We start from the raw sequence: 21,683 nt of genomic DNA on the forward strand, positions 1-21,683 counted from the left end.
CTAGGCGGGTCGAGTGATTCGGGGAAGGTGACTTAGACGGACGTGACCGTGAGTGCGAACCGCAGAACGACTGCGATGTCGTCTTTTTGAAGCCCCCGCCCGCTCGCGGTCGCTCTGCGGCATATCCGACGGACGTAGTTGCGACGGATAGGGGCCGCAGAGCGACCAAGCAAGCGCGACCGGGCGGCCCCTTCATCCCACCCACGGTGGTTCGGTCAGCGGGGCGTTCGCTGGCGGTTGTTTCACCGAGCGCATTCTGGTGGTTTGTCTCACCGAGCGCGCTCGGCCTTGCTGTCTGCTACTCGCTACTGTCGGGAGTCACACCGCGTCCGGCCCTCTGACGCCGGTCCGGACCTGACAGGCGTCCTCGACCGGCATGACGAAGATTTTGCCGTCGCCGGGTTCGCCCGTGTCGGCGGCGTCGCGGATGGCCTCGACCACCTCGTCGGCGGGCACGTCGGCGACCACGCACTCGACTTTCACCTTCTGGTGGAGGTCCACGGTGTACTCCTCGCCGCGCCACTGGCCGGTCTTGGCCGGTTGGCTCCCGCGGCCCGAGACGTTCGTCACCGTGAGACTCGGCGCACCGACTTGGGCGAGGGCGGTCTTGACGTTGCTCAGGCGGTCTGGCCGGACGACGGCCGTGACCATCTTGATTTTGCCCGCGTTGGGCAGGTCGCCAGCGCCGTCTGTCCGGACGCCCGACCCGTCGGTTCTGACTGCGCCCGCGTCCACGTCGGGACCGCCGAACTCGGGGTAGGTGTCCACGCCGTGTTCCGCGATGTCGAGGCCCTCGCGCTCGTGTTCGGTGCTGACGCGGGCCTGCCCGAGGAGCTTCAGCACGCCGAAGACCAGCCCGGTCGCGCTGACCGTCCAGAGGGCGATGACGCCGACGCCGATTGCCTGCGAGAGGAGGCTGACCTCGTAGCCCGGAATGGCGAAGAAGGGGAAGGCCAGCGCCCCGAGGACGCCCGCCGAGCCGTGGACCGGGAAGACCGCGCAGACGTCGTCGATTTTCAGGCGCTTCTCCACGAACTCGAAGACGACCGGCAACTGACCGCCCGCCAGCAGGCCGACGACCAGCGCGCCGACCCACGTGATGGCGTTGGTGTTGCTGGTGATGCCGACCAGACCGGCCAGCATCCCGTTGGCGACGTAGAGGGTATCGACCTTCTCGGTCTTGACCAGCGAGACGGTGCCCGCGCCGATGGCTCCCGCGGCCATGCCGAGCGTCGTGGTCAGCGCGACCCGGCCCACGGTGTCGGCGAACGCGCCGAGGGCCAACTCGCCGTTCTCGACCACGAAGACGCTCGCGGCCGTGCCGACGTTGAAGCCGTACCAGCCGAAACAGAGGATGAGCGTGCCCAGCACCGCGAAGGTGATGGAGTGGCCGGGGATGACGTTGACCGAGCCGTCGTCGTCGTAGCGGTCCATCCGCGGGCCGATGATCCACGCCGCGGTCAGGCCCGCGATGCCGCCCATCGCGTGGACGATGACGCCGCCCGCGAAGTCCTGAAAGCCCGGCCCGACGTCGTTGAGGAAGCCGCCAGCCCACGTGAAGCCGACGACGACCGGGTAGATGACCGCCGCCAGCAGGACTGTGTAGCTCACGTAGGCCCGGAGCTTCGCCCGGCCCGCAATCGCGCCGGAGACGATGGTCGCCGCCGTCATGGCGAACACCGCGCCGAAGAGCCAGCCTATCCACGAGTCCGAGCCGCCCGAGACGTAGCCGAACGGGTCGGCGGCCCCGCCGACGACCGACGAGACGCCCGCGCCGACGAGGAAGAAGACGAGGACGCCGACGCTCCACGTCAGCATGTTCTTGGTCAACTGGTTGGCGACGTTCTTCGACCGGACCTGCCCGGCCTCCAGCATGGCGAAGCCCGCGTGCATGAAGAAGATGAGGAAGGTCACGGTCAGGACCCAGACGTGGTTGACCCCGCTGGCGACCGAGCCGGGGTCGACCTGCATCGGTGCGCCTAGCATTCTCCCTCCTCCGTCGGAATCTCGACCAAATCGTCTGGACAGCTGTTCAGGAATATCTGGAATTCCTCGTGGTTCGTGTGTTCGCTCACGATATACTGTGACGGCAAAGCAGTACATAAGGATAAGCATTGAATAATTACAGAATATTGGGCCTTCGGTAGACGCCCGTCAGGTTTAAAATCGGATAATAGTGATTTAAGGTTGTATGGCGTCCAGAAACCCGACGTTCGTCGGGTCGGTTTTCGAACGTTCGTCCACCGGGGTTCGTGAGGTGTTCGCAGGGGTGACGGTCGAGAGTGCGCGTGAGGAAAACGTGGGTTCAGGTGCCAGAGTGAATTAGTCGGCGGACGATTCTTCAAATGCGGTTCCCCGCCGACGCTCGACGAATCGAAGGACGAGTTCGGTCATCTGGAACGGATACTTCGGAAAATCTCTGTCTACCGCTGTCTCGCGATCTGGCGGTTCGTGGAAGTGGTCCCGGGCATTGTGGTCGTTTTCGTGTCGGTCCCAGCGACACTGATAGTCGTCTTCCTTTCGCTCCCACCGCTCTCGGTACGTCACGAAGAAATCACCACTCACGAGGACCTCGAACTCGACGGCCACCTCTCGGACCTCGGCGGGATAGTAGTCTGATTCGAGTGTCACGACGACCTTGTTCGGTTTGTTCGAGGGTCGGATGGAGACGCTCGTTACCCAACTGATTTCTCGCCACTCGTCGGCGATGTCACGCATCACTCGGTCGTCGATGGACTTGCGACTCACGAGACTATTTCGACTAACCGACTAACTCGATTTAAGAACTGCTACTCGGAAATCCGAAGCCGGTCTATGGCAGACTCTTCTCGGGTCGCGTCCGAAGTCAGATCCAACTTCTCGCGGAGCGCCGCCATCACGTCGTCCATTCGGTCCCGTACGCTCTGCCATTCGCGGACTTTCTCTGCGCGTTCGCCTGCGGCCTCGTAGCCGTTTCCCAGCATACTCGCAGTGGCAGGCGACTCGGCCTCTAACTCTTCAGCTAACCGCTCGTCTTCCGCCGCGAGTTCGCTCAGGGTCTCTTGCAGTTCGTCTACCGACTGCTCCTGTCGGAGCGTGTCGATTCGGAGCCAGTCGAAGTACGACTCGTTTCGGACGAACGTCTCCGGATTGGTTCCGGTCTGAACCAAGACGTTCCAGTTCTCGAAGTGCTTCAGGTACTTCCGAGCGGTCTCCTTCGAAACGTCGGCATCTTCGGCTATCTCGGCTACTGACGCCTCCTCGTTTAGATTCGGGACGAGCAACGACACTCGCTCTAACGCGCTCCGATTCTCCCTGTTCGCGCTGTACTCCTTGACGGGAGAGGAGTCCGGAGATCGCTCACTTTCTTTAGTCACTACTGAGCTATTTGATCTACTGCTGATTATATTTTGCGCTTACGGATATACCGATTCTGAACGGAAACTTATCGGTCATTGACATCCAGAGACACCTATTCCGGCCGTGAGTCCGGTAGCAAAGATAACTTTTCAATTCTTAGGAAATAAAAATATTGTCTAAAGACATTAAAATATTCTTCCAAGCATCACGAGGAAGGTTTTCACTGACTGCTCAGAGCGCCGCTGCCACGTCCTCCGCGAAGTACGTCAGAATCAAATCCGCACCTGCCCGCTTGATGGACAGCAGCGACTCCAGCGCGACCGCCTCCAAGTCGAGCCACCCCTTCTCGCTGGCGGCGTGGAGCATCGCGTACTCGCCCGAGACGTTGTACGCCGCGATGGGGTGGTCGAACTCCTCGCGCAGGTCGGCCACGATGTCGAGGTAGGGGAGCGCGGGCTTGACCATCAGCACGTCAGCGCCCTGTTCGACGTCGAGTCTGACCTCGCGCACCGCCTCGCGTCGGTTCGCGGGGTCCATCTGGTAGTGCCTGCGGTCGCCGAACGAGGGCGCGCCGTCGGCGGCGTCGCGGAAGGGGCCGTAGAACGCCGACTCGTACTTGGCGGCGTAGCTCATCACCGGCACGTCGGAGAACCCTGCGGCGTCGAGGTCCTCCCGAATTGCTCCGACCATCCCGTCCATCATGCCGGAGGGCGCGACCATGTCCGCGCCAGCCTCGGCGTGCGAGACGGCGATTTCCCCCAGTAAGTCGAGGGTCTCGTCGTTCCTCACGGTGAGCCTCGCGTCCGATTCGGCGCGGTCCTCGCCCGCACCTTCTTCCAGCACCCCGCAATGGCCGTGACTGGTGTACTCACAGAGGCACACGTCGGTGATGACGTAGGCGTCGGTCTCGCTCGTGACCCGGCGGGTCGCCTCCTGCACCACGCCGTCCTCGGCCCACGCTCGGGTGCCGCGCTCGTCCTTCGACTCGGGGATGCCGAACAGCATGACGGCCTCGACGCCGGTTTCGAGGACCTCCTCGACGCGCGCTACGGCGTCCTCGACCGGCACGCGCTCGTGGCCGGGCATCGACTCGATGGGGACTCGCTCGTCGGTCGTCGCGTCCACGAACACCGGCGCGACGAGGTCGGAGGCCTGCACGTCGGTTTCGCTGACCATCTCGCGGATTCCGTCGCGTCGGAGTCGCCGGGGCCGGTCGGTGAGGTTCATGTCGGAGTCTTGCGGCGCGCTCGTCAAAACCGCGTCGCTCCTCGCGCTGATTCGCGCCATGCTCTCGAACCGGGCACGCCACTTCAATAAGAATGATTGCCACGCGAAAGGTCGGCAAAGTCTCCCCGAGGAGCAGGTTCGACCGCATGCGACACGGGTTTAGGGACTGCGCCCTCAACTCCGAGTATGAGCAGCGAACGCGCGAACACCGGCCGAGCCAGACGCCGTCGCTCGCACCACTGGTACTGGGTGGCCGCCATCCCCGCGGCCTTCCTCCTCTGGCTGGCGGCGCTGGCGTGGCTCGCGGTGGCCTCCTCGTGGGAAGCGTTCGGGTTCGGCGCGAACGTGGTTCAGCTCTCGCTGGTCGCGCTCGGCGTGCCCTTCCTCTTTCTGACCGTCTACTTCCCCGTCGCGGTCTACAAGGACGCCGACTACGTGAACCGCACCAGCGGGACGTGGGCACCCCAGCCGATGCGACAGGCGCTGATAGCGACGTTCGGCCTCGCCGTCCTGCTGGTGGTCGGGGTGCTGTCGGTCCTGCTGAACTTCCCGCCGTCGGTCCCGGTGATTCTGGGCTTCCTCGTCAGCGTCCCCTTCGCGGTGTACTATCTCTGGCAGCGGCACGAGACCGTGGGGACGCCGTAGTCGGTCGGCGTCCGTCGTCCTTCCAGCTTCTTTTTCCATCATAATATGCATTAGTTTTAAGTATTTTCAATAGAGAGGATATTTTGGTCACCACAACCACTGATAACTATGCGCAAGCGAACGCTACTCTTCGTCGCAACCGTTGCAACGCTCGCACTGTTCGCCGGTAGTGTCACTGCCTCCGACGTTGGTACGGAGTGCAGGGACACCCGGGAGTGCTGGAGCCCGTCAGCCCTCGACTCGCCACAGCCAGCCGACGTTAGTACGGAGTGCAGAGACACCCGTGAGTGCTGGAGCCCGTCAACCCTCGACTCGCCACAGCCAGCCGACGTTAGTACGGAATGCAGAGACACCCGTGAGTGCTGGAGCCCGTCAACCCTCGACTCGCCACAGCCAGCCGACGTTAGTACGGAGTGCAGAGACACCCGTGAGTGCTGGAGCCCGTCAGCTCTCGACTCGGCATAGGTCTCCGACGTTAGAACAGAGTGCGTGACGGACGAGGAGAAATACTGGGAGACCGACAGCCTCGACGGGCAGGTTGAGCAGTTGCCGTCCCGAGTGCGTCAGTTGCCTTCGAGAGTGAGATTCCGGAATCAATCCCGACTGTCGTCTCCCTTTTTTGAACGGATGGACAGGAACCGACCTATCCCGCAAAACGAACAAGTGTTTCAACCCCCGTCGCCGACTCTCTCACATGAGCAAACACGGGACCGAACTCCGACTCGCCACGCGGGGGTCAGACCTCGCGCTCCGGCAGGCGGGCGAGGTCAAGGCCGCCCTCGAGGACCGGCGCTTCGCGGTCGAACTCGTAGAAGTAGCGACGACGGGCGACGAGATTCAGGACGAACTCATCCACCGCCTCGGGAAGACCGGGGCGTTCGTCCGGAGCCTCGACCAGAAGGTGCTGGACGGGGAGTTGGACGGCGCGATTCACTCGATGAAGGACATGCCGACCGACAGCCCCGAGGAGCTAGTCGTCGCGGCCATCCCGGAGCGCGCCAGCGCCAACGACGTGCTGGTCACGCCCGACGGGAAAGAGTTGGACGACCTGCCGGAGGGCGCGACCGTGGGCACCTCCAGCCTCCGGCGGAAGGCCCAGCTGCTGAACTACCGGGACGACCTGAACGTCGAACCGCTCCGGGGGAACGTGGACACCCGGGCCGAGAAGTTGCTCGCGCCGTCGCTCCAGCGGGAACACGAGCGCCGCACCGAGGCCGAGAAGGAAAAACAGTCGAAGAAGGCGATGTCCCAGAAGGGACACAAGAAGGAGTACGAAAACGAGTTCGACCGGACCGTCGAGGAGTGGTTCAACGGCCTCGCGGAGGTCGAGCGCCGGGCGCTGGAGCGGGAGGTCGAGACCGACTACGACGCCATCGTGCTGGCGCAGGCCGGACTCGAACGCAGCGGTCTGGCCCACCACCTCGACTACGTCGAACTGCCGAGTAGCCAGTTCGTCCCCGCGCCGGGGCAGGGCGCGCTGGCAGTCACGGCGCTGGACGGCGAACCCGCCGAGGACCTGAACACCGTTCTCGACCACCCGCGAACGCGGGTCGAGACGACCGTCGAGCGCACGATTCTGGCGGAACTCGGCGGCGGGTGCGTCGCGCCAATCGGCGTCCACGGCCTGATTCAGGGCGAGAACGTCCACGTGGACGTGCAGGTGTTCTCCCAAGACGGCTCGGAGGTCATCGAGGCCAACAGAGACGTGCCGGTCGAGAATCACGTCTCGGCGGCCAAGGCCCTCGCCGACGACCTCGCCGCGAAGGGCGCTGACGACCTCATCGAGGCCGCGAAGGCCGACAACGAAGAGCGCGGGGCCAAGCGCGAACAGGGGGCCTCCGGCGGGAAATGAGCCGAGACGTTCGCGTCGCCGTCTTTCGCCCGGACGACGAACGACTCGCCGAGGCCGAGCAACTGCTGGACTCGCTCGGTGCCGAGGCGGTCGCCGACCCGATGCTGGAGGTCCGACCGACCGGGGACGCCCCCGACGACGGCGACTACGTGATTCTGACGAGCAAGACCGGCGTCGAACTGGCCGCCGAGTCCGGGTGGGAGCCGGGTACGGCGACGGTCTGCGCCATCGGCGAGAGTACCGCCGACGCGCTCCGCGACGCGGGCTACGAAGTCGATGTGGTGCCCGAGGAGTACACCTCGTCGGGACTGGTCGAAGCCCTCGAAGACGAGGTCGAGGGCAAGCGCGTCGAGGTCGCCCGGAGCGACCACGGCAGTCCGGTCCTGACCGAGGGCCTCGCCGAGGCCGGTGGGGACGTCCACGAGACGATTCTCTACGAACTGGTCAGACCCGAGGGGTCGGGCGAGTCGGCCGACCTCGCCGCCGAGGGCGAACTCGACGCCGCGGCGTTCACCTCCTCGCTGACGGTGGCCCACTTCCTCGACGCGGCCGAGGAGCGCGGCGTGCGCGAGGAGGCCATCGCGGGCCTGAACGAGGCTGTCGTGGGCGCAATCGGCGCGCCGACCCGCGAGACGGCCGAGTCGGAGGGCATCGAGGTCGACGTGGTGCCGGAGGTTGCCGACTTCGAGAAACTGGCCTGCGCGGTCGTGGAAGCGGCCACGCCGACCTACCACGAGTAAATTTGAATCGGGGTGGGTAGAGGTCTACTTTCCCGCGTTCCGTGACTCCCCGCCGACTACCTGACGGTGGGTAAATCTCCACAGACCACAGGACGCGGCGAGGAGGCACGGGACGCGGGGCGGTGGCGGGGGAGTACGGTTGTGATTTGCTCAAGCAGCAGCTAGCTCCCCTACAACCATCTAAACAATTCCTAAATAAATAATATAGTTGCTTAGAAATGTCTGGAGTTTCGTCTAGAAAGGCGGACTATTCCGCTCGAACGTTCAGATACTCCGGCGGGACCGCCTCGCAGGTGTACGTCGATTCGCCGCGCTTGGCAATCGGCAATCCATCGGCCAGCATCCCCGCGGCGTCGGTTTCGAGGACGACCGGATTCTTCGCGTGTCGCCGCCCGACCTCGCGGGCCTCCTCGGTCGTTCCCGAGAGGTGGACCCGCTGGCGGCCCATCGGTTGCAGCCCCTCGGCGCGAATCGAGTCGAGATTCGCCGGGTCGGTGCCGTGGAAGAGTCGGTCGGGGATGTCGTCCTCGCGGTCGGCGGAATCGTCCACGCCCGCGTCGAGGTCCACGTCCACCGAGTGGCCGTAGGCCGCCCGGATTTGGCCGTCGTCACCAGATTCGAATCGACCCTTGGGGTCGGTCTCGACCACCGCGTCGAGGAGTTCGCGGTCCGCCCAGTCATATTTGTTTTTCACCACGCGCGCGAGGTCGTCGTAGTCGGTCCAGCCGCCGCGGTCGAGTTCGAGACCGGCCTCCTCGGGGAAGTGCCGGAGCGCGCCGCTGACGAACTTCGAGAGGCGGCGTCGGCGTTCTCCGCCGAGGAGTTTGCGAGTGTTCCCACCGCACTCGGGGCATTCTTGAGCAGTAGTAACGCCGTGGTCCGGACAGCGGAAGACGGGTTCGGTCACGGGTCGGGTGGTGGTAGGCGGGGTCGCGGGAAATGTCTCTCGGCGGGGCTGGGTGATAGTGGAGAATCGGAAATCTATAGATATGGAGGAGAAGACGGGAAGAAGCTAGCTTCAGGCTTGAACACAGGACTCTTCCGCACCGCGACCGCAGGCCTCACACCTCCCCAACCTCCTGTGCTACTCGGCCTACGGCCTGCGTTGCTCGTCCCTCGCACGCCGATGGCGCGGCACGAGAGCCGCGCCAGCGCGCGCCGGGTGGAAAGTGCACCGAGCGACGACTGGCCAATCAGCCACCGTGGGAGCATGAAGGGGCCGCCCGGTCGCGAGCTTCAAGAAGACGTCGTCACACTAATTCCGCAGTCTGTACTCGGTCTGTCACCGAAATGTGGCTCGTATCTGCATCTACAGAGAGCCAGAGGTTTATAAACCATAGCGACCTACCTCCGGCCGAATGGCTTCCGCTGGTCCCGTTCCCGCCCTCGCAGAGCGTGCCGCCGCGTGCGCCGACCGACTGCGCGACGCCGAGGAGGTCCTGCTGGCGTCGCACATCGACGCTGACGGGCTGACGAGCGCCGCCGTCGCCGCCCAAGCCCTCGAACGCGCCGGTATCCCCTTCGAGACCGCCTTCTCCAAGCAGTTGGACGCCGAGGAGGTCGCCGCCATCGCCGCGACCGACTACGAGACGGTCCTGTTCACCGACTTCGGGAGCGGTCAGTTGGACATCATCGCCGACCACGAGGAGGCGGGCGACTTCACGCCGGTCATCGCCGACCACCACCAGCCAGCGGACCCCGACACCGAGTTCCACCTCAACCCCCTGCTGTTCGACATCGACGGCTCCTCGGAGCTGTCGGGCGCTGGCGCGGCCTACGTCCTCGCTCGGGCGCTGGAACCCGACGGGACCGACAACCGCGACTTGGCGGGTCTCGCGGTCGTCGGCGCGGTCGGCGACATGCAGACCACCGACGGCGAACTCGTCGGCGCGAACCGGGCCATCGTCGAGGAGGGCAAAGCCGCGGGCGTGGTCGAGACGACGACCGACCTCTCGATGTACGGCAAGCAGACCCGTCCGCTCCCCAAGATGCTGGAATACGCCAGCGACGCCCACATCCCCGGCATCACCAACAACGAGAACGGTGCCCTCCGATTCTTGGACGGTCTCGACGTGGACTTGCAGGACGAGGACGGCGAGTGGCGCTGTTGGGTGGACCTGACCGAGGACGAGCGAAGCACCGTCTCGAACGCCCTGTTCCAGCACGCCGTCTCGCGCGGGGTCAGTTCCGACCGCATCGACAACCTGTTCGGCACGGCCTACACCCTCACCGACGAACCCGAGGGCACCGAACTCCGGGACGTGAGCGAGTTCTCGACCCTGCTGAACGCCACGGCTCGCTACGAGCGCGCCGACGTGGGACTGGCGGTCTGTCTGGGCTACCGCGACGAGGCCTTAGAGGAGGCCCGCAATCTCCTGTCGAACCACCGCCAGAACCTCTCGCAGGGCCTCCAGTACGTCAAGCGCGAGGGCGTCACCAAAGAGGAGAACGTCCAGTGGTTCCACGCCGGAGACGAGATACGCGAGACCATCGTGGGCATCATCGCCGGGATGGCGGTCGGCGCGGACGGCATCGACCGCGGGACGCCCATCATCGCCTTCGCGGACAAGACGGAGGAGGATAGCGACAACGACGAAACCCCCGAAGTCAAGGTCTCCGCGCGAGGTACGCCCGGACTTACCCGAAAGGGCCTGGACCTCTCCGTCGTGATGCGTGAGGCGTCCCAGTCGGTCGGCGGCGACGGCGGCGGCCACAACGTCGCCGCGGGCGCGACCGTTCCGAAGGGAACAGAAGAGGAGTTCGTCGCACTCGCCGACGAACTCGTCGGCGAGCAGTTAGGATAGCGCGGAAATCAGCGCGGCAGATGCGCTACTGCACGTCGGAACTCGACGCCTTCGAGAGCATGTAGACCGCCACGCTCCCCAGCACGAGGTCCAGCGCCAGCAGGACCGCCAGCGCCGGGACGATGGTGTTCCAGACGCCCGAGAACTGGGTGACCTCCACGACCGTCATCACGTCGCGGTCGAGCATCAGCGCCCTCGCGGCGTCCACGCCGTAGGTGATGGGGTTGTAGGTTGCGACCGTCTGAATCCAGTCGGGCAGGACCTCCAAGGGGAGGAAGGCGGTCGAGACGAACAGCAGGGGGAACTGGAGCAGGTTCGCGCCGATGATGGTCGATTCCTGGTCTTTGGTGATGATGGCGATGGTGTTCGACAGCGAGACGAACCACATCGAGAACACCACGCCGACGAGCATGATGCCCAGCGCGCCCACGATGCCGGTCGAAATCTCCGCGCCGAGCGCGACCCCGAGGACGAGGATGATGCCGATTTGAATCAGGATGCGCATGATTTCGGCGGCGGTCTTGCCGAGGAAGACCGCCGCGCGGTTCATCGGACTCACCAGTACCTTCTCGAACATCCCATTCTCGATGTCGTTGACCAGTCCCACCCCGGAGGTGGCGGCGGCCGCCAGCGACACCTGAATTGCGATGGCTGGCACGAGATACGTCTCGTAGGTAATCGAGGCCCCGCCGCGGCTAATCGCGCCGGTTGCGACCTGCCCGAAGACCTGCGTGAACAGCACGAGGAAGATGATGGGCTGGACCAGCGAGACCACGAGGACGAAGGGGTTGCGCACCGCCTTCAGGTTCCAGCGCTTGAAGTTGACCCAGAAGTCGCCCGCGAAGGAGTTACCCGAGCGCGCCGCGACCCGCGACTGCCCGGCCTCCCCGGCGACGCCCCCGTCGCCGGACGATTCAGTCGGAGAACTCATCGGTCCACCTCCGCGGTACCCTCAGACGGAATATCGTCGGCGACCGCCTCGACGTGTTCGCCCGTGATGGCGAGGAACACGTCGTCCAGCGTCGGCGCGCGGACGTTGAATCCCGTGACCGTGAGTCCCTCGTCGCGGAGCGCGACCAGCAGGTCGGTGCCGCGCTGGCGGGCCTGCTTGGAGGTGACGGTGATTCCCTCGTCGGTCACCTCGACCGTGGCATCGGCCTCGAAGAGGTCGGTGTCGCGGGCCACCTCGGCGGCCTGCTCGCTCTCGCCCGCGTCGCCTTCCACGTCGATGTCCAGAATCTCGCCGCCGACCCGGCGCTTGAGTTCGTCGGGCGACCCCGTGGCGACGATTTCGCCGTCGAGGATGACCGCGATGCGGTCGCAGAGTTCGTCGGCCTCCTCCAAGTACTGGGTCGTGAGGAAGATGGTCGTGCCCTGCTCGTTGATTCGCCGGAAGTAGTCCCAGAGGCGGTTGCGAGCCTTCGGGTCGAGGCCGGTGGTCGGCTCGTCCAAGAACACGAGGGGCGGCTGGTGGACCAGCGCAGTCGCGGCGTCGAGGCGCTTTTTCATCCCGCCGGAGAACTCCTCGGCCTTCTTGTCGCCCACGTCGGCCAAGTCCACGAGTTCGAGGAGTTCGTCGATTCGCCGGTCGCGCTCGTCGCGGGGGACGCCGTAGGCCTCGCACGCGAAGCGGATGTTCTCGCGGGCGGTCAGCTCCTCGTCCACGCTGGTCTCTTGGGCCATGTAGCCGATGGACTCCCGAACTCGCCGCGGGGACTCCTCGGCGTCGAAGCCGTTGACCCGGACCTCGCCGCCCGTCGGCTTGAGCAGGGTGGCGAAGACCTTGATGGAGGTGGTCTTGCCCGCGCCGTTCGGCCCGAGGAACCCGAAGAACTCGCCCTCCGGAACTTCGAGCGAGACGTTCGAGACGGCCTCGGTCCCGTCGCCGTAGGTCAGGTTGAGGCCCTCGGTGTCGATGGCGAGTCCGCGCGCCGATTCGGGATTCTCCGCGCTGTTCGCCTGCTCTGGGCTCCGCTGTGAAGATTTAGGTCGTGGCATGGTTGGACTCGTATCGCTCCGCAGTTCGGACGCGGCCGCGGGCAATCGAAGACCGCCTGTGATTCGGGTCCTCGTCGCGGTTCGGGTCGTCGGTCGCGGTCCGGTTCGCTAGTTCCTCGATAGAGACACGAACGTATATAGCTGCTGAATGAATAGTCAATCACGTGCCCCCATCGCATCTCTTCGACGGCGACGCGGACGACACTCGGACCGCCATCATGAGAGCGACCTACCTCGCGCTCCGGAAACACGGCTACGCCGACCTGACAATCCAGCGCATCGGCGACGAGTTCGACAAGAGCAAATCCCTGCTCTATCACCACTACGACAGCAAGGACGAACTGCTGGTGGACTTTCTCGGCTACATGCTCGAGGAGTTCAAATCAGACGTGCCCGTCGAGGAGTGCGACGACGCCCGCGACCACCTTCGGGCGCTTCTGGACCACGTCGTCCCGCCGACGCTCGACGCCGAGCGATTCGAGTTCACGAGCGCGATGATGGAACTGCGCGCCCAAGCGCCCCACGACGAGGCCTACCGCGACCAGTTCACCCGCACCGACCGGTTCTTCCGCCAGCGAATCGCGGACGTCGTCCGCGACGGCGTCGAGGAGGGCGTCTTCCGAGACGTGAACCCCGAGCAGACCGCCGCCATGCTGGTGACGGTTATCAACGGGTCGATGCTCGAGCGCGTCACGACCGACAGCCCCGAGGACGTGATGCGCGCGACCCGACAGGAGTTGGAAGAGTGCATCGACGCGCAACTGCTGGCCGAGGACGCCCAATAGCCTGTTTTCGCCGCGAGATTCGAGACTGACTCGTCCGTGTGGCGGTCGTCCGAGAAGATTGATACAGCGAAATAGAGTTTAGAACCATCCCAACTCGAATCAGGACCTCTTCCGGCGGAGGTTCCGCCCAGCGATCAGTCTGCGGGCTGTCCCGCCCGTTCCGTCGCGTCGGTCGCCGGGGCCTCCCAGACGTAGACGAGGACGGCAGTTCCGAGGAGCAGACCGCCGAGCGCGGCGAACGCGACGACGGGAGACATCGCGTCCGCGACGACGCCGCCGATGGGCTGGAGCGGAAGCCGAACCAGCGCGTACACCATCGAGACCGCGCTCAGAACCGTCGCACGGCCGACCGACTCGGCGTGGTCGTTGACGTAGCCGCTCGCTATCGGCTTCATCACCGTCTGGGCCGACTTGATGACGAAGAACGCCGGGAGCGCCACCAGCGGGACGAACATCGGCACGAAGAGGAACACGACCAGCACGAGCGGCACCACCACCACCGACCAGCGAGTCGAGAGCGCGTCCTCGACGTCGCCCGCGTAGTAGCTCGCAACGCCCGAAAGGACGGTGAACGACGCGTAGAGCGGCCCGAGAGCCGCCTCGGGGAAGTTGAGCATGTTGACCGTGATTGGCTGGATGTACTCGTCGGCCGCGCGGATGACGCCGAAGAACACCGCCACGTAGAGGACGAACGACCGAAGCGGCGGTTCGGTGAGTCGTCGCTTGATGAGCGGAAGCGCGTCGAGGATAGAGAACGCGTCGTCGCTCGGGTCCTCCTCGACGAACTGCCGGGTCTTGGGCATCGAGAGGAGGACGGCGACCGCGGTCGAGTTGAGGACGCCAGCTGCGACGAACGGGAGTACCGGGCGGACGTCGTACAGCACGCCAGCCGCGAGCATCGTCGCGGCGCTCACCCACATGTTCACCGACCCGCCGCGACCCCTGACGCGGGTGTACTGCTGTTCGTCCAGCCGGTCTTCGAGCGTCTCGTAGAGCCACGCGTCACCGCTTCCCGACCGGAAGGCCTGCCCGAACGCCCACAGAATCCAGATGAAGACGAATCCCGCGAAGCTCCGGGCGAAGACGAAGCCGAATATCGACAGCGTGATGAGTACCGAACCGGCGACGAGGCTGTTCCGGCGACCGATTCGGTCCCCGAGATAGCCCGTCGGAATCTCGCCGACGACGACGACCGCCGCCGAGAGGCTGTTGAGGAGCGCGATTTGCGTGTAGCTCAGGTCCCGATACAGGAGGAAGATGGTGAACACGGGCCAGAAGAACCCGAACGTGACCGTGGCCTGATAGAGGTAGTACTTCAGGACGATGCGAGGGCGATTTACCACCATCTGCTACCCTCCGTGGAGGGCGTGGCGAATCTCGTCGGACGTGCCACGGTACCGTTCCTAATAGAAATCCGAGAAATCAAAAGTGTCACGGAAGTCCGGGGACCGACCGGCCGACTTTTATTTACGCTGGCCCAACTTCGGCGTATGACCGATTTCGACCCCGAGAAGTTCGAGGACAAGTACGTCCACTACTTCAACGAGCTTCAGCGAGCGTACAAGAACGTCTTCAACCGCCTCAACGAGGAGTACGACTCGGAACTCATCCACGCCATCGACCAGCAGGTCCTCAACGAGAGCGAACCCTTCTACGAGGGCGACGGCGAGTTCCGCGTCGAACTTCCGGAGAACCCGACCGACCGGATTCAGGGCCTCCTCGTGAAAGACGAGAAGGTCGAGGAGGTCCTCGACATCTACGTCGAGCAAATCGAAGAGGAGCTGAGCCGACTGTTCGGCTTCCGGAACTGAGCAGGTCGGAACCAGAGTTCGCTGCTGCGGTCCGGCGGGTTAGGCGGCGAGTCGGTCGGCGATGCCCGATTCGCCGAGGTGGACCGCCCGAACTGCTCGTTGGATGCGTCGTTTTTCGACCGGGACTGGTGGAGAGACAACTTTCCATTTGTTTTAGTATTATACCGAATTTTGTAAGACAAATATATATTACTTTAGGACATAAAAACATATCTCAAGCGCATCCTCGCAGGTACACATTGCGAAAGGGAGAGCGCCATCAGGCCGGGAGAACACGAGAGCGGAAAACACGCTATAAATTACATTCCGGTATACGTAATTTCCTCGGGCAGGGGTGCAGACGCTTTCCGAAGCGGGCTCAGGAAAGCCGACTCGCTACGCGAATCAGCGAGCAGACCGGCGAACGAGAGTGATGGCCGACGAAGAGTCGAAAACGTGAGACAGTCCAGAACGAGAGACAGTCAGAAACGGCGAGAGCGAGGAGACGGTCACTCCTCGCGGAACAGCGTCTTCGCGGCGGACAGCGGACGCGGTTCGAAGTCGTCGTCGGCCCACTCACAGTCGGCCAGCGAGTCCACGACCGAGACGTCGATGTGGTCGATGATGCCGAAGTCGTCCACGGTCGATACGGCCGAACTCTGCTCGACGAGGGCGTCGCGGAACTGCTCGCTCCGGTTCTCCACGTCGCCCGTGACGTAGACGGTGACGCCGGGTTCGCCCACGTCGTTGACGTCCACGACCGCGCGCCAGTTTTGGATTTCCTCGCCGTAGGTGGCCTCGAGCGCGCTGACGACCTCGCCCTCGTAGAGGACGATTGCGCCGAACTGGACCGCGTCGTCCGTCCGACCGAGGATTTCGAGGCGCGGGCCGTCGTCGGTCGGTACGACGCGGGCACCGTCGCCGATTTCGTACCGGTCGAACGAGTAGGCCTCGCGGTCGCGCGTCGAGATGACCAGCGACCCCGTGGTCGGTTCTTCGAGGTCCTCGATATTGACTAGCGATTCGGCACCCCCATCGCCGTTCCTCGGCAGGAGTTCGAACTCGTGGTAGTCGGTCATCGGGATATAGCGGTCGTCCATGTTCGGCCGGACCGCGATGCAACCGAACTCGGTGGAGGCGTACGCTTCCTGAATCGTGTCGGCACCCCAGAGGCGTCGGAGTTCGTCCTCGACACGCGGGAGGAGGTTCGCGCCGGTCGAGATGACCTTCTCGACGTTCGGAAAGACGTCCATGGCCGAACGCTCCTCGGTGGTGAGTTCGTCGGCGAGCGAGCGGACGAACAGCGGTTGGCCGATGACGACCGTAATCTCCTCGGCGTGGCCCGCCTCGATGACCCGCTCGTAGTCGGCGAGACTCCGGTTGTAGGTCGAGACGCCCGCCTCCATCGCCGCGATTTCCAGCAGCAGGCCCGAGATGTGCGGTTCGGGCGCGCCCAGATTGAGAATCGCGTCGTCGTCGGTGAGACCGAGCAGTTCGTAGGCGTCCTCGCCGAGGAGGGCCTGTCGCACCAAATCTCGACTGGTGTAGGGCACGCGCTTGGCCTCACCGGTCGTCCCCGACGTCTCGAAGACGACCGAGCGGTCGAACGTCGCGTCCGCCGTGTCGTCTTCGAGGTCAGACGGCGTCATTAGCTGGTGGTCGCGGAAACGCTGTTCTCCATCCATATTTCTAACTCATATTTTTTACATTAATATCTTCTGCTGCACGGTTTGTTCTTTAAGCAGGATAATAACTGAGAGTTCGTAGTCGAATTAATCGTCGGTCGCTCGGCGGGATTTGTTTCGGATACTTTTCAGGAATCGGTGGATAAGAACGTATTTGCAGGGGAACGGTCGTACTCGTCCCGAATTTGACCTCTTCTACACGAATATCTCGAAAGCTATTTTTAAATTACCATATAAAAACTAATGTATAGGTAGGCGAAATTTCCGTTCGATGTCTTCAATTGACACTCAAGAAGTCAAAGCGTTTCCGGACGAACTCACAGACCCGGCGGCGTGGCTCGAACCCTTCGACTGGTATCGAGAGATGCGCGAGGAGAACCCGGTACGCTACGACGAGTCGCGCCGGTCGTGGGACGTGTTCCGATACGACGACGTGAAGGCGATTCTGGACGACGACGAGAACTTCTCGGTCGACCCGAGCAACGCGGATTACTACGACCCGTCGGCGAGAGAGGGTCCGGAACTCCTCCAGAACACGATGCTGTTTCAGGACTCGCCGCGCCACGACGAACTCCGGTCGGTCGTGGACGACGCGTTCAAACCGCACAACATCCGCGAGTTGGAGCCGCGGCTGAACGAGCTGGCCGACGACCTCATCGACCGGGTTCTCGCCGATTCGGACGGCGAGATGGACGTGGTCTCGTCGCTGGCGTACCCCTACCCGGTCATCACCATCGCCGAGCATCTGGGGATTCCCTCCGAGGAGCGCGCGCAGTTCAAGCAGTGGTCGAACACGCTGGTCGAGACGGCCCGGACCGACGAGGAACAGAGCGAAATTGCGGAGAACCAACAGCGAGAGACCCAAGAGATGGCCCAGTACTTCCTCCGACTCATCCACCAGCGCCGGGAGAACCCCCAAGACGACCTCCTCTCGACCATCGCCACGACCGAGAGCGACGACGGGACGCGCCTCTCGGACGAGGAGGCGCTCGGCATGTGCGTCCTCCTGCTGGTCGCGGGGAACGTCACGACGACGAACCTCATCACGAACGCGGTCCGGTGTTTCGGAAATCACGACGTATTCGACCGGCTCCGGGGCGACGACGACGCCCTGATGTCGGCCATCGACGAGGTCCTGCGCTACCGGTCGCCGGTCCAGACCATGGCCCGGTTCGCCACCGACGACGTGACGATTCACGGCGAGACCATCGAGGAGGGCGACCGAGTGCAGTTGTGGCTCGGGTCGGCCAACCGCGACGAGCGCAAGTTCGAGGACGCAGACGGCTTCAAGCCCGACCGGACGCCCAACCAGCACCTCGGCTTCGGTTCCGGCACCCACTACTGTCTGGGGTCCTCGCTCGCCCGACTCGAAGCCAAGACGGTCCTCTCGAAGCTTCTGGACCGGCTCTCGGACATCGAACTGGTCGAGACCGACTTGACGCCGACGCGAAGCACGTTCGTCTACGGCGTCGAGTCGCTCCCGGTCCGGTTCGAGCAGGCCTGAAATCGGCTTTCTGTGCGTTTTGGTCGGAATCTCTCTCGGGACTCGAACGCGTACTGCAAAAGGTTGAAGACTGCACGAACCCTACTCCGCCGCATGAGCACCGAGACTCAGAACGAGGGCGACGACCTCGAAGAGCGCGTCAGTAACTTCCTGCGACGCAACTTCCCGCAGATTCAGATGCACGGCGGAAGCGCCGCCATTCAGGACATCGACCGCGAGTCCGGCGAGGTCCACATCCAACTCGGCGGCGCGTGCAGTGGATGCGGCATCTCCCCGATGACGATTCAGGCCATCAAGAGCCGAATGGTCAAGGAGATTCCCGAAATCGAGACGGTCCACGCCGACACGGGCATGGACGGCGGCGGCGGTGGCGGCGGCATGAGTCCGTCGTTCCCCGGCGAGACGAGCGACGACGGCGACGACGACGAAGGTCCGCAGGCCCCCTTCTAAGCTCGGATTTCCGCCCTCGAAACGCTGTAATTCTTCCCTTAGAACGCGGCTAACATCAGGATATTTATCCCGCCGGGGGTTGGACGGTACTGGTATGACCAACGACGACGACCCGGGGAACGTCGTGTTCGTGGTCATGGACACGGTTCGAAAGAGCCACCTCTCAGTCTATGGCTACGACCGACCGACGACGCCCGGTCTGGAGCGGTTCGCCGACGAGGCGGCCGTCTTCGAGCAAGCGGTCTCCCCCGCTCCGTGGACCCTCCCCGTACACGCGTCGCTGTTTACCGGCATGTACCCGAGCGAACACGGTGCGAGCCAAGAGAACCCGTACCTCGAAGGTGCGACGACGCTCGCCGAGACCCTCTCGGGCGCTGGCTACGACACCGCCTGCTACTCCTCGAACGCGTGGATTACGCCCTACACCCACCTGACCGACGGGTTCAACGACCAGGACAACTTCTTCGAGGTCATGCCCGGCGACTTCCTCTCGGGGCCGCTGGCGAAGGCCTGGAAGACGATGAACGACAACGAGACCCTGCGGAAGGTCGCCGACTATCTGGTCAGCGTCGGCAACAAGATTCACGAGTACACCGCCTCCGGCGAGGGCGCGGACTCGAAGACACCGCAGGTCATCGACCGGACGATGGAGTTCATCGACGACGCCGACGACGGCTACTTCGCGTTCATCAACCTGATGGACGCCCACCTGCCGTACCACCCGCCCGAGGAGTACAAAGAACAGTTCGCGCCCGGCGTCGACTCGAACGAGGTGTGCCAGAACTCCAAGGAGTACAACTGCGGTGCCCGCGATATCTCCGACGACGAGTGGGAGGCCATCGAGGGCCTCTACGACGCCGAGATTCGCCACATCGACGCGGAACTCCAGCGACTGTTCTCGTGGATGCAGGAAAACGACGAGTGGGAGGACACGATGGTCGTCGTCTGCGCCGACCACGGCGAACTCCACGGCGAACACGGCCTCTACGGCCACGAGTTCTGTATCTACGACCCCCTCGTGAACGTCCCGCTGATGGTCAAGCACCCCGAACTGGAGTCGGGCACGCGCGAGGACCAGCAGGTCGAACTCGTGGACCTCTATCACACCGTGCTGGACCACGCGGGCGTCGAGGCGGCCGAATCGAGCGACCCGACGGAGACGGCCGTCTCGCTGGACCGACAGCGGTCGCTCCTCGATGCGGACTACCGCGAGTTTGCTGAGGGCGACTACGCCTTCGTGGAGTACTACCGGCCCGTGGTCGAGTTGAAGCAGTTGGAGCAGAAGGCCGCCGAGGCAGGTATCGAGTTAGACACCGACTCGCGGTTCTACTCGCGGATGCGGGCCGCTCGCCGCCCCGACGCCAAGTACATCCGCAACGAGCGCATCGGCGACGAGTTCTACCACCTCGACTCGGACCCCGAGGAGACCGACGACGCTCGCGGCGAGGGCACCGACGAGGAGGTCGAACTCGAAGGCGCACTCTCGGAGTTCGAGGAGAGCGTCGGCGGCGAGTGGAAGGAAGTCGAGGACGACGACGTGCTGGACGACATGAGCGACGACGCGAAGGACCGACTGCAGGACCTCGGCTACATCGACTGACCGCGCGGTCCGCCGCGGAGTCGCAGTTACGACCCCGCCGCAGATTCGAGCGGCACCCTCCTTTTCGCGCCGCGTGGAACCCGTTTTCCCGAGGTAAGCAGGACTCTTCGTCCCGAGATACGCACGACGAGAGCAACCAAATTCTGTTTTAAAGCAACAAAAATGTTGTTTTAGAGTGGGCCAACCGGCCTCCTCACATCGAGTCTACGCCGATGACGCTCACGACGCCGCCGCCGATGGCCACGGGCACCCAGTAGATGGCTCCGCGGAAGATGACCACGGCGGCGAGGGCGGTCTCCCACCCGACGCCAGCGCCGGGGAGACTCGACAGGAGGCCGACCAGCACCGCTTCGATGCCGCCCGCGCCGCCTGGGAGCGGCGTGACCCCCGCGATGGCACCGACCGGGACGACGAACAGGAGGACGGCGAACGGAACCGGCGAGCCGATAGCCACGAACGCCAGCCAGAGCGCGACCATCTGGCATACCCATCCCGCCGTCGAGGCGGCGAGCGCGAGGGTCAGCCCGCGTCGGTCCGTCGCCACGCGCTCTATCGAGTCGAAGAACTCGCCGACACGGGTTTCGAGCGTCTCGCGGCTGAGCGCCACGTCCACGGGTGCAATCCGAGTGACGAGTCGGAGTATCGGCGCGAGGACTCGCGCGATGGCCCGCCGGAGCGCCTTCCGGTTGCGCCACCCGAAGATTCCGGCGATGGGGACCGCGACAGAGAGGACGACGATGGCCGCGGTGGCGAGTCGCAGACGGCGACCGAACTCGGTCTGGGTCGCGTAGAACCCCGCGCCGCCGAGCGCGAGCACGATGGAGGGGACGAAGTTGAGCGAGTCCACGCTGGCGATGGCCGCCAGCCCGCGCTCGTACTCCGTGTCCGCGACTTTCGAGATGAGGAGCGCCGTCACCGGTTCACCGCCCGCCTGCCCGAAGGGCGTGATGTTGTTCGAGAACATCGCGCCGTTCAGGATGAAGAAGGACTTGAGAAACGACACGTCCACCCCGAGTACGTCGAGGACGGTCCGGAGACCGAACCCCCACGCCGCGAGCCATCCGAGGGTGACGACGACGACGAGCGCCACCGTCTCGGTGTCGGCCCGCTGAATCTCCCGCACGAACCCCTCGACGCCGACGAAGTACAGGAGCAGACCGAGAATGGCGAACGTTCCGAGAAACCCCAGAACCGTCGTTCGCAACTGCGCGCCGTTCATGGACGAAGATTGCTTTCTGCGGTAATCAGTATGTCGAAATCCCCA

General features: G+C 64.2%; 19 protein-coding genes. 9 read left to right on the plus strand and 10 right to left on the minus strand.

Annotation, left to right across the window (positions count from 1 at the left end; translation table 11 throughout):
- Positions 1 to 318 precede the first annotated feature (318 nt).
- From EPL01_RS01870 to hemB, 4 genes are all read right to left on the minus strand, one after another.
- On the minus strand, positions 319 to 1,986 hold the full coding sequence (locus tag EPL01_RS01870; RefSeq protein ID WP_246045603.1) for an ammonium transporter: 1,668 nt from the start codon (positions 1,984 to 1,986) through the stop codon (positions 319 to 321).
- Positions 1,987 to 2,322: 336 nt separating this feature from the next.
- On the minus strand, positions 2,323 to 2,748 hold the full coding sequence (locus EPL01_RS01875) for a toxin-antitoxin system TumE family protein (protein WP_135823556.1): 426 nt from the start codon (positions 2,746 to 2,748) through the stop codon (positions 2,323 to 2,325).
- Positions 2,749 to 2,789: 41 nt separating this feature from the next.
- On the minus strand, positions 2,790 to 3,356 hold the full coding sequence (locus EPL01_RS01880; RefSeq protein WP_135823557.1) for a DUF7342 family protein: 567 nt from the start codon (positions 3,354 to 3,356) through the stop codon (positions 2,790 to 2,792).
- A 214-nt stretch (positions 3,357 to 3,570) separates the two neighbouring features.
- A complete protein-coding gene (gene hemB, locus EPL01_RS01885) occupies positions 3,571 to 4,566 on the minus strand; it encodes a porphobilinogen synthase (protein ID WP_135823558.1) in 996 nt (331 codons plus the stop codon).
- 186 nt (positions 4,567 to 4,752) lie between these two features.
- Here hemB and EPL01_RS01890 point away from each other — a divergent pair, with 186 nt between their 5' ends.
- The 3 genes from EPL01_RS01890 to EPL01_RS01900 all read left to right on the plus strand — a co-directional run bounded on the left by EPL01_RS01890 (position 4,753) and on the right by EPL01_RS01900 (position 7,803).
- Positions 4,753 to 5,211: a hypothetical protein gene (locus EPL01_RS01890; RefSeq protein WP_135823559.1), complete on the plus strand. Its 459-nt coding sequence runs from the start codon at positions 4,753 to 4,755 to the stop codon at positions 5,209 to 5,211.
- A gap of 694 nt (positions 5,212 to 5,905) precedes the next feature.
- Positions 5,906 to 7,063 carry a hydroxymethylbilane synthase gene (gene hemC / locus EPL01_RS01895; protein WP_135823560.1) on the plus strand — a complete coding sequence of 386 codons (1,158 nt, stop codon included), beginning with the start codon at positions 5,906 to 5,908 and terminating at the stop codon, positions 7,061 to 7,063.
- Positions 7,060 to 7,803, plus strand: a complete 744-nt coding sequence (locus EPL01_RS01900) for a uroporphyrinogen-III synthase (RefSeq protein WP_135823561.1) — start codon at positions 7,060 to 7,062, stop codon at positions 7,801 to 7,803. Before hemC ends, EPL01_RS01900 begins: the two co-directional genes overlap by 4 nt.
- Before the next feature lie 247 nt (positions 7,804 to 8,050).
- On the opposite strand, the gene EPL01_RS01905 is transcribed toward EPL01_RS01900, so the two are convergent.
- On the minus strand, positions 8,051 to 8,710 hold the full coding sequence (locus EPL01_RS01905; RefSeq protein ID WP_135823562.1) for an RNA 2'-phosphotransferase: 660 nt from the start codon (positions 8,708 to 8,710) through the stop codon (positions 8,051 to 8,053).
- Between the two features lie 451 nt (positions 8,711 to 9,161).
- Here EPL01_RS01905 and EPL01_RS01910 point away from each other — a divergent pair, with 451 nt between their 5' ends.
- Positions 9,162 to 10,607 carry a RecJ family nuclease gene (locus EPL01_RS01910; RefSeq protein ID WP_135823563.1) on the plus strand — a complete coding sequence of 482 codons (1,446 nt, stop codon included), beginning with the start codon at positions 9,162 to 9,164 and terminating at the stop codon, positions 10,605 to 10,607.
- A 25-nt stretch (positions 10,608 to 10,632) separates the two neighbouring features.
- On the opposite strand, the gene EPL01_RS01915 is transcribed toward EPL01_RS01910, so the two are convergent.
- The gene (locus EPL01_RS01915) at positions 10,633 to 11,538 is read right to left on the minus strand and encodes an ABC transporter permease (RefSeq protein WP_135823564.1); all 906 of its coding nucleotides are present in this window, start codon (positions 11,536 to 11,538) and stop codon (positions 10,633 to 10,635) included.
- On the minus strand, positions 11,535 to 12,605 hold the full coding sequence (locus EPL01_RS01920; RefSeq protein WP_135823565.1) for an ABC transporter ATP-binding protein: 1,071 nt from the start codon (positions 12,603 to 12,605) through the stop codon (positions 11,535 to 11,537). The genes EPL01_RS01915 and EPL01_RS01920 overlap by 4 nt, the downstream gene beginning before the upstream one ends.
- Positions 12,606 to 12,769: 164 nt before the next feature.
- On the opposite strand from EPL01_RS01920, the gene EPL01_RS01925 reads away from it, so the two are divergent.
- On the plus strand, positions 12,770 to 13,390 hold the full coding sequence (locus tag EPL01_RS01925) for a TetR/AcrR family transcriptional regulator (RefSeq protein ID WP_246045604.1): 621 nt from the start codon (positions 12,770 to 12,772) through the stop codon (positions 13,388 to 13,390).
- A gap of 134 nt (positions 13,391 to 13,524) precedes the next feature.
- Here the strand turns inward: EPL01_RS01925 and EPL01_RS01930 are convergent, their stop codons facing one another.
- On the minus strand, positions 13,525 to 14,736 hold the full coding sequence (locus EPL01_RS01930) for an MFS transporter (protein ID WP_135823566.1): 1,212 nt from the start codon (positions 14,734 to 14,736) through the stop codon (positions 13,525 to 13,527).
- Positions 14,737 to 14,880: 144 nt separating this feature from the next.
- Between EPL01_RS01930 and EPL01_RS01935 the strand changes: the two genes are divergently transcribed.
- A complete protein-coding gene (locus EPL01_RS01935; RefSeq protein WP_135823567.1) occupies positions 14,881 to 15,201 on the plus strand; it encodes a DUF5783 family protein in 321 nt (106 codons plus the stop codon).
- A 488-nt stretch (positions 15,202 to 15,689) separates the two neighbouring features.
- Here the strand turns inward: EPL01_RS01935 and EPL01_RS01940 are convergent, their stop codons facing one another.
- Positions 15,690 to 16,865, minus strand: a complete 1,176-nt coding sequence (locus tag EPL01_RS01940; protein WP_135823568.1) for an AMP-binding protein — start codon at positions 16,863 to 16,865, stop codon at positions 15,690 to 15,692.
- 271 nt (positions 16,866 to 17,136) lie between these two features.
- Here EPL01_RS01940 and EPL01_RS01945 point away from each other — a divergent pair, with 271 nt between their 5' ends.
- From EPL01_RS01945 to EPL01_RS01955, 3 genes are all read left to right on the plus strand, one after another.
- Positions 17,137 to 18,369: a cytochrome P450 gene (locus EPL01_RS01945; RefSeq protein WP_135823569.1), complete on the plus strand. Its 1,233-nt coding sequence runs from the start codon at positions 17,137 to 17,139 to the stop codon at positions 18,367 to 18,369.
- Between the two features lie 93 nt (positions 18,370 to 18,462).
- Positions 18,463 to 18,819, plus strand: coding sequence for a NifU family protein (locus EPL01_RS01950; RefSeq protein WP_135823570.1), 357 nt, complete (start codon positions 18,463 to 18,465; stop codon positions 18,817 to 18,819).
- Between the two features lie 94 nt (positions 18,820 to 18,913).
- Complete coding sequence (locus EPL01_RS01955) at positions 18,914 to 20,419, plus strand: sulfatase (protein ID WP_135823571.1); 1,506 nt, start codon at positions 18,914 to 18,916, stop codon at positions 20,417 to 20,419.
- A 193-nt stretch (positions 20,420 to 20,612) separates the two neighbouring features.
- Here the strand turns inward: EPL01_RS01955 and EPL01_RS01960 are convergent, their stop codons facing one another.
- Positions 20,613 to 21,638 (minus strand): lysylphosphatidylglycerol synthase transmembrane domain-containing protein, encoded by a 1,026-nt coding sequence (locus EPL01_RS01960; protein ID WP_135823572.1) that lies wholly within the window; start codon positions 21,636 to 21,638, stop codon positions 20,613 to 20,615.
- Positions 21,639 to 21,683: the final 45 nt, after the last annotated feature.

Origin of the sequence: Halorussus ruber, from assembly GCF_004765785.1 — an archaeon.
GTDB classification, from domain to species: Archaea; Halobacteriota; Halobacteria; order Halobacteriales; family Haladaptataceae; genus Halorussus; species Halorussus ruber.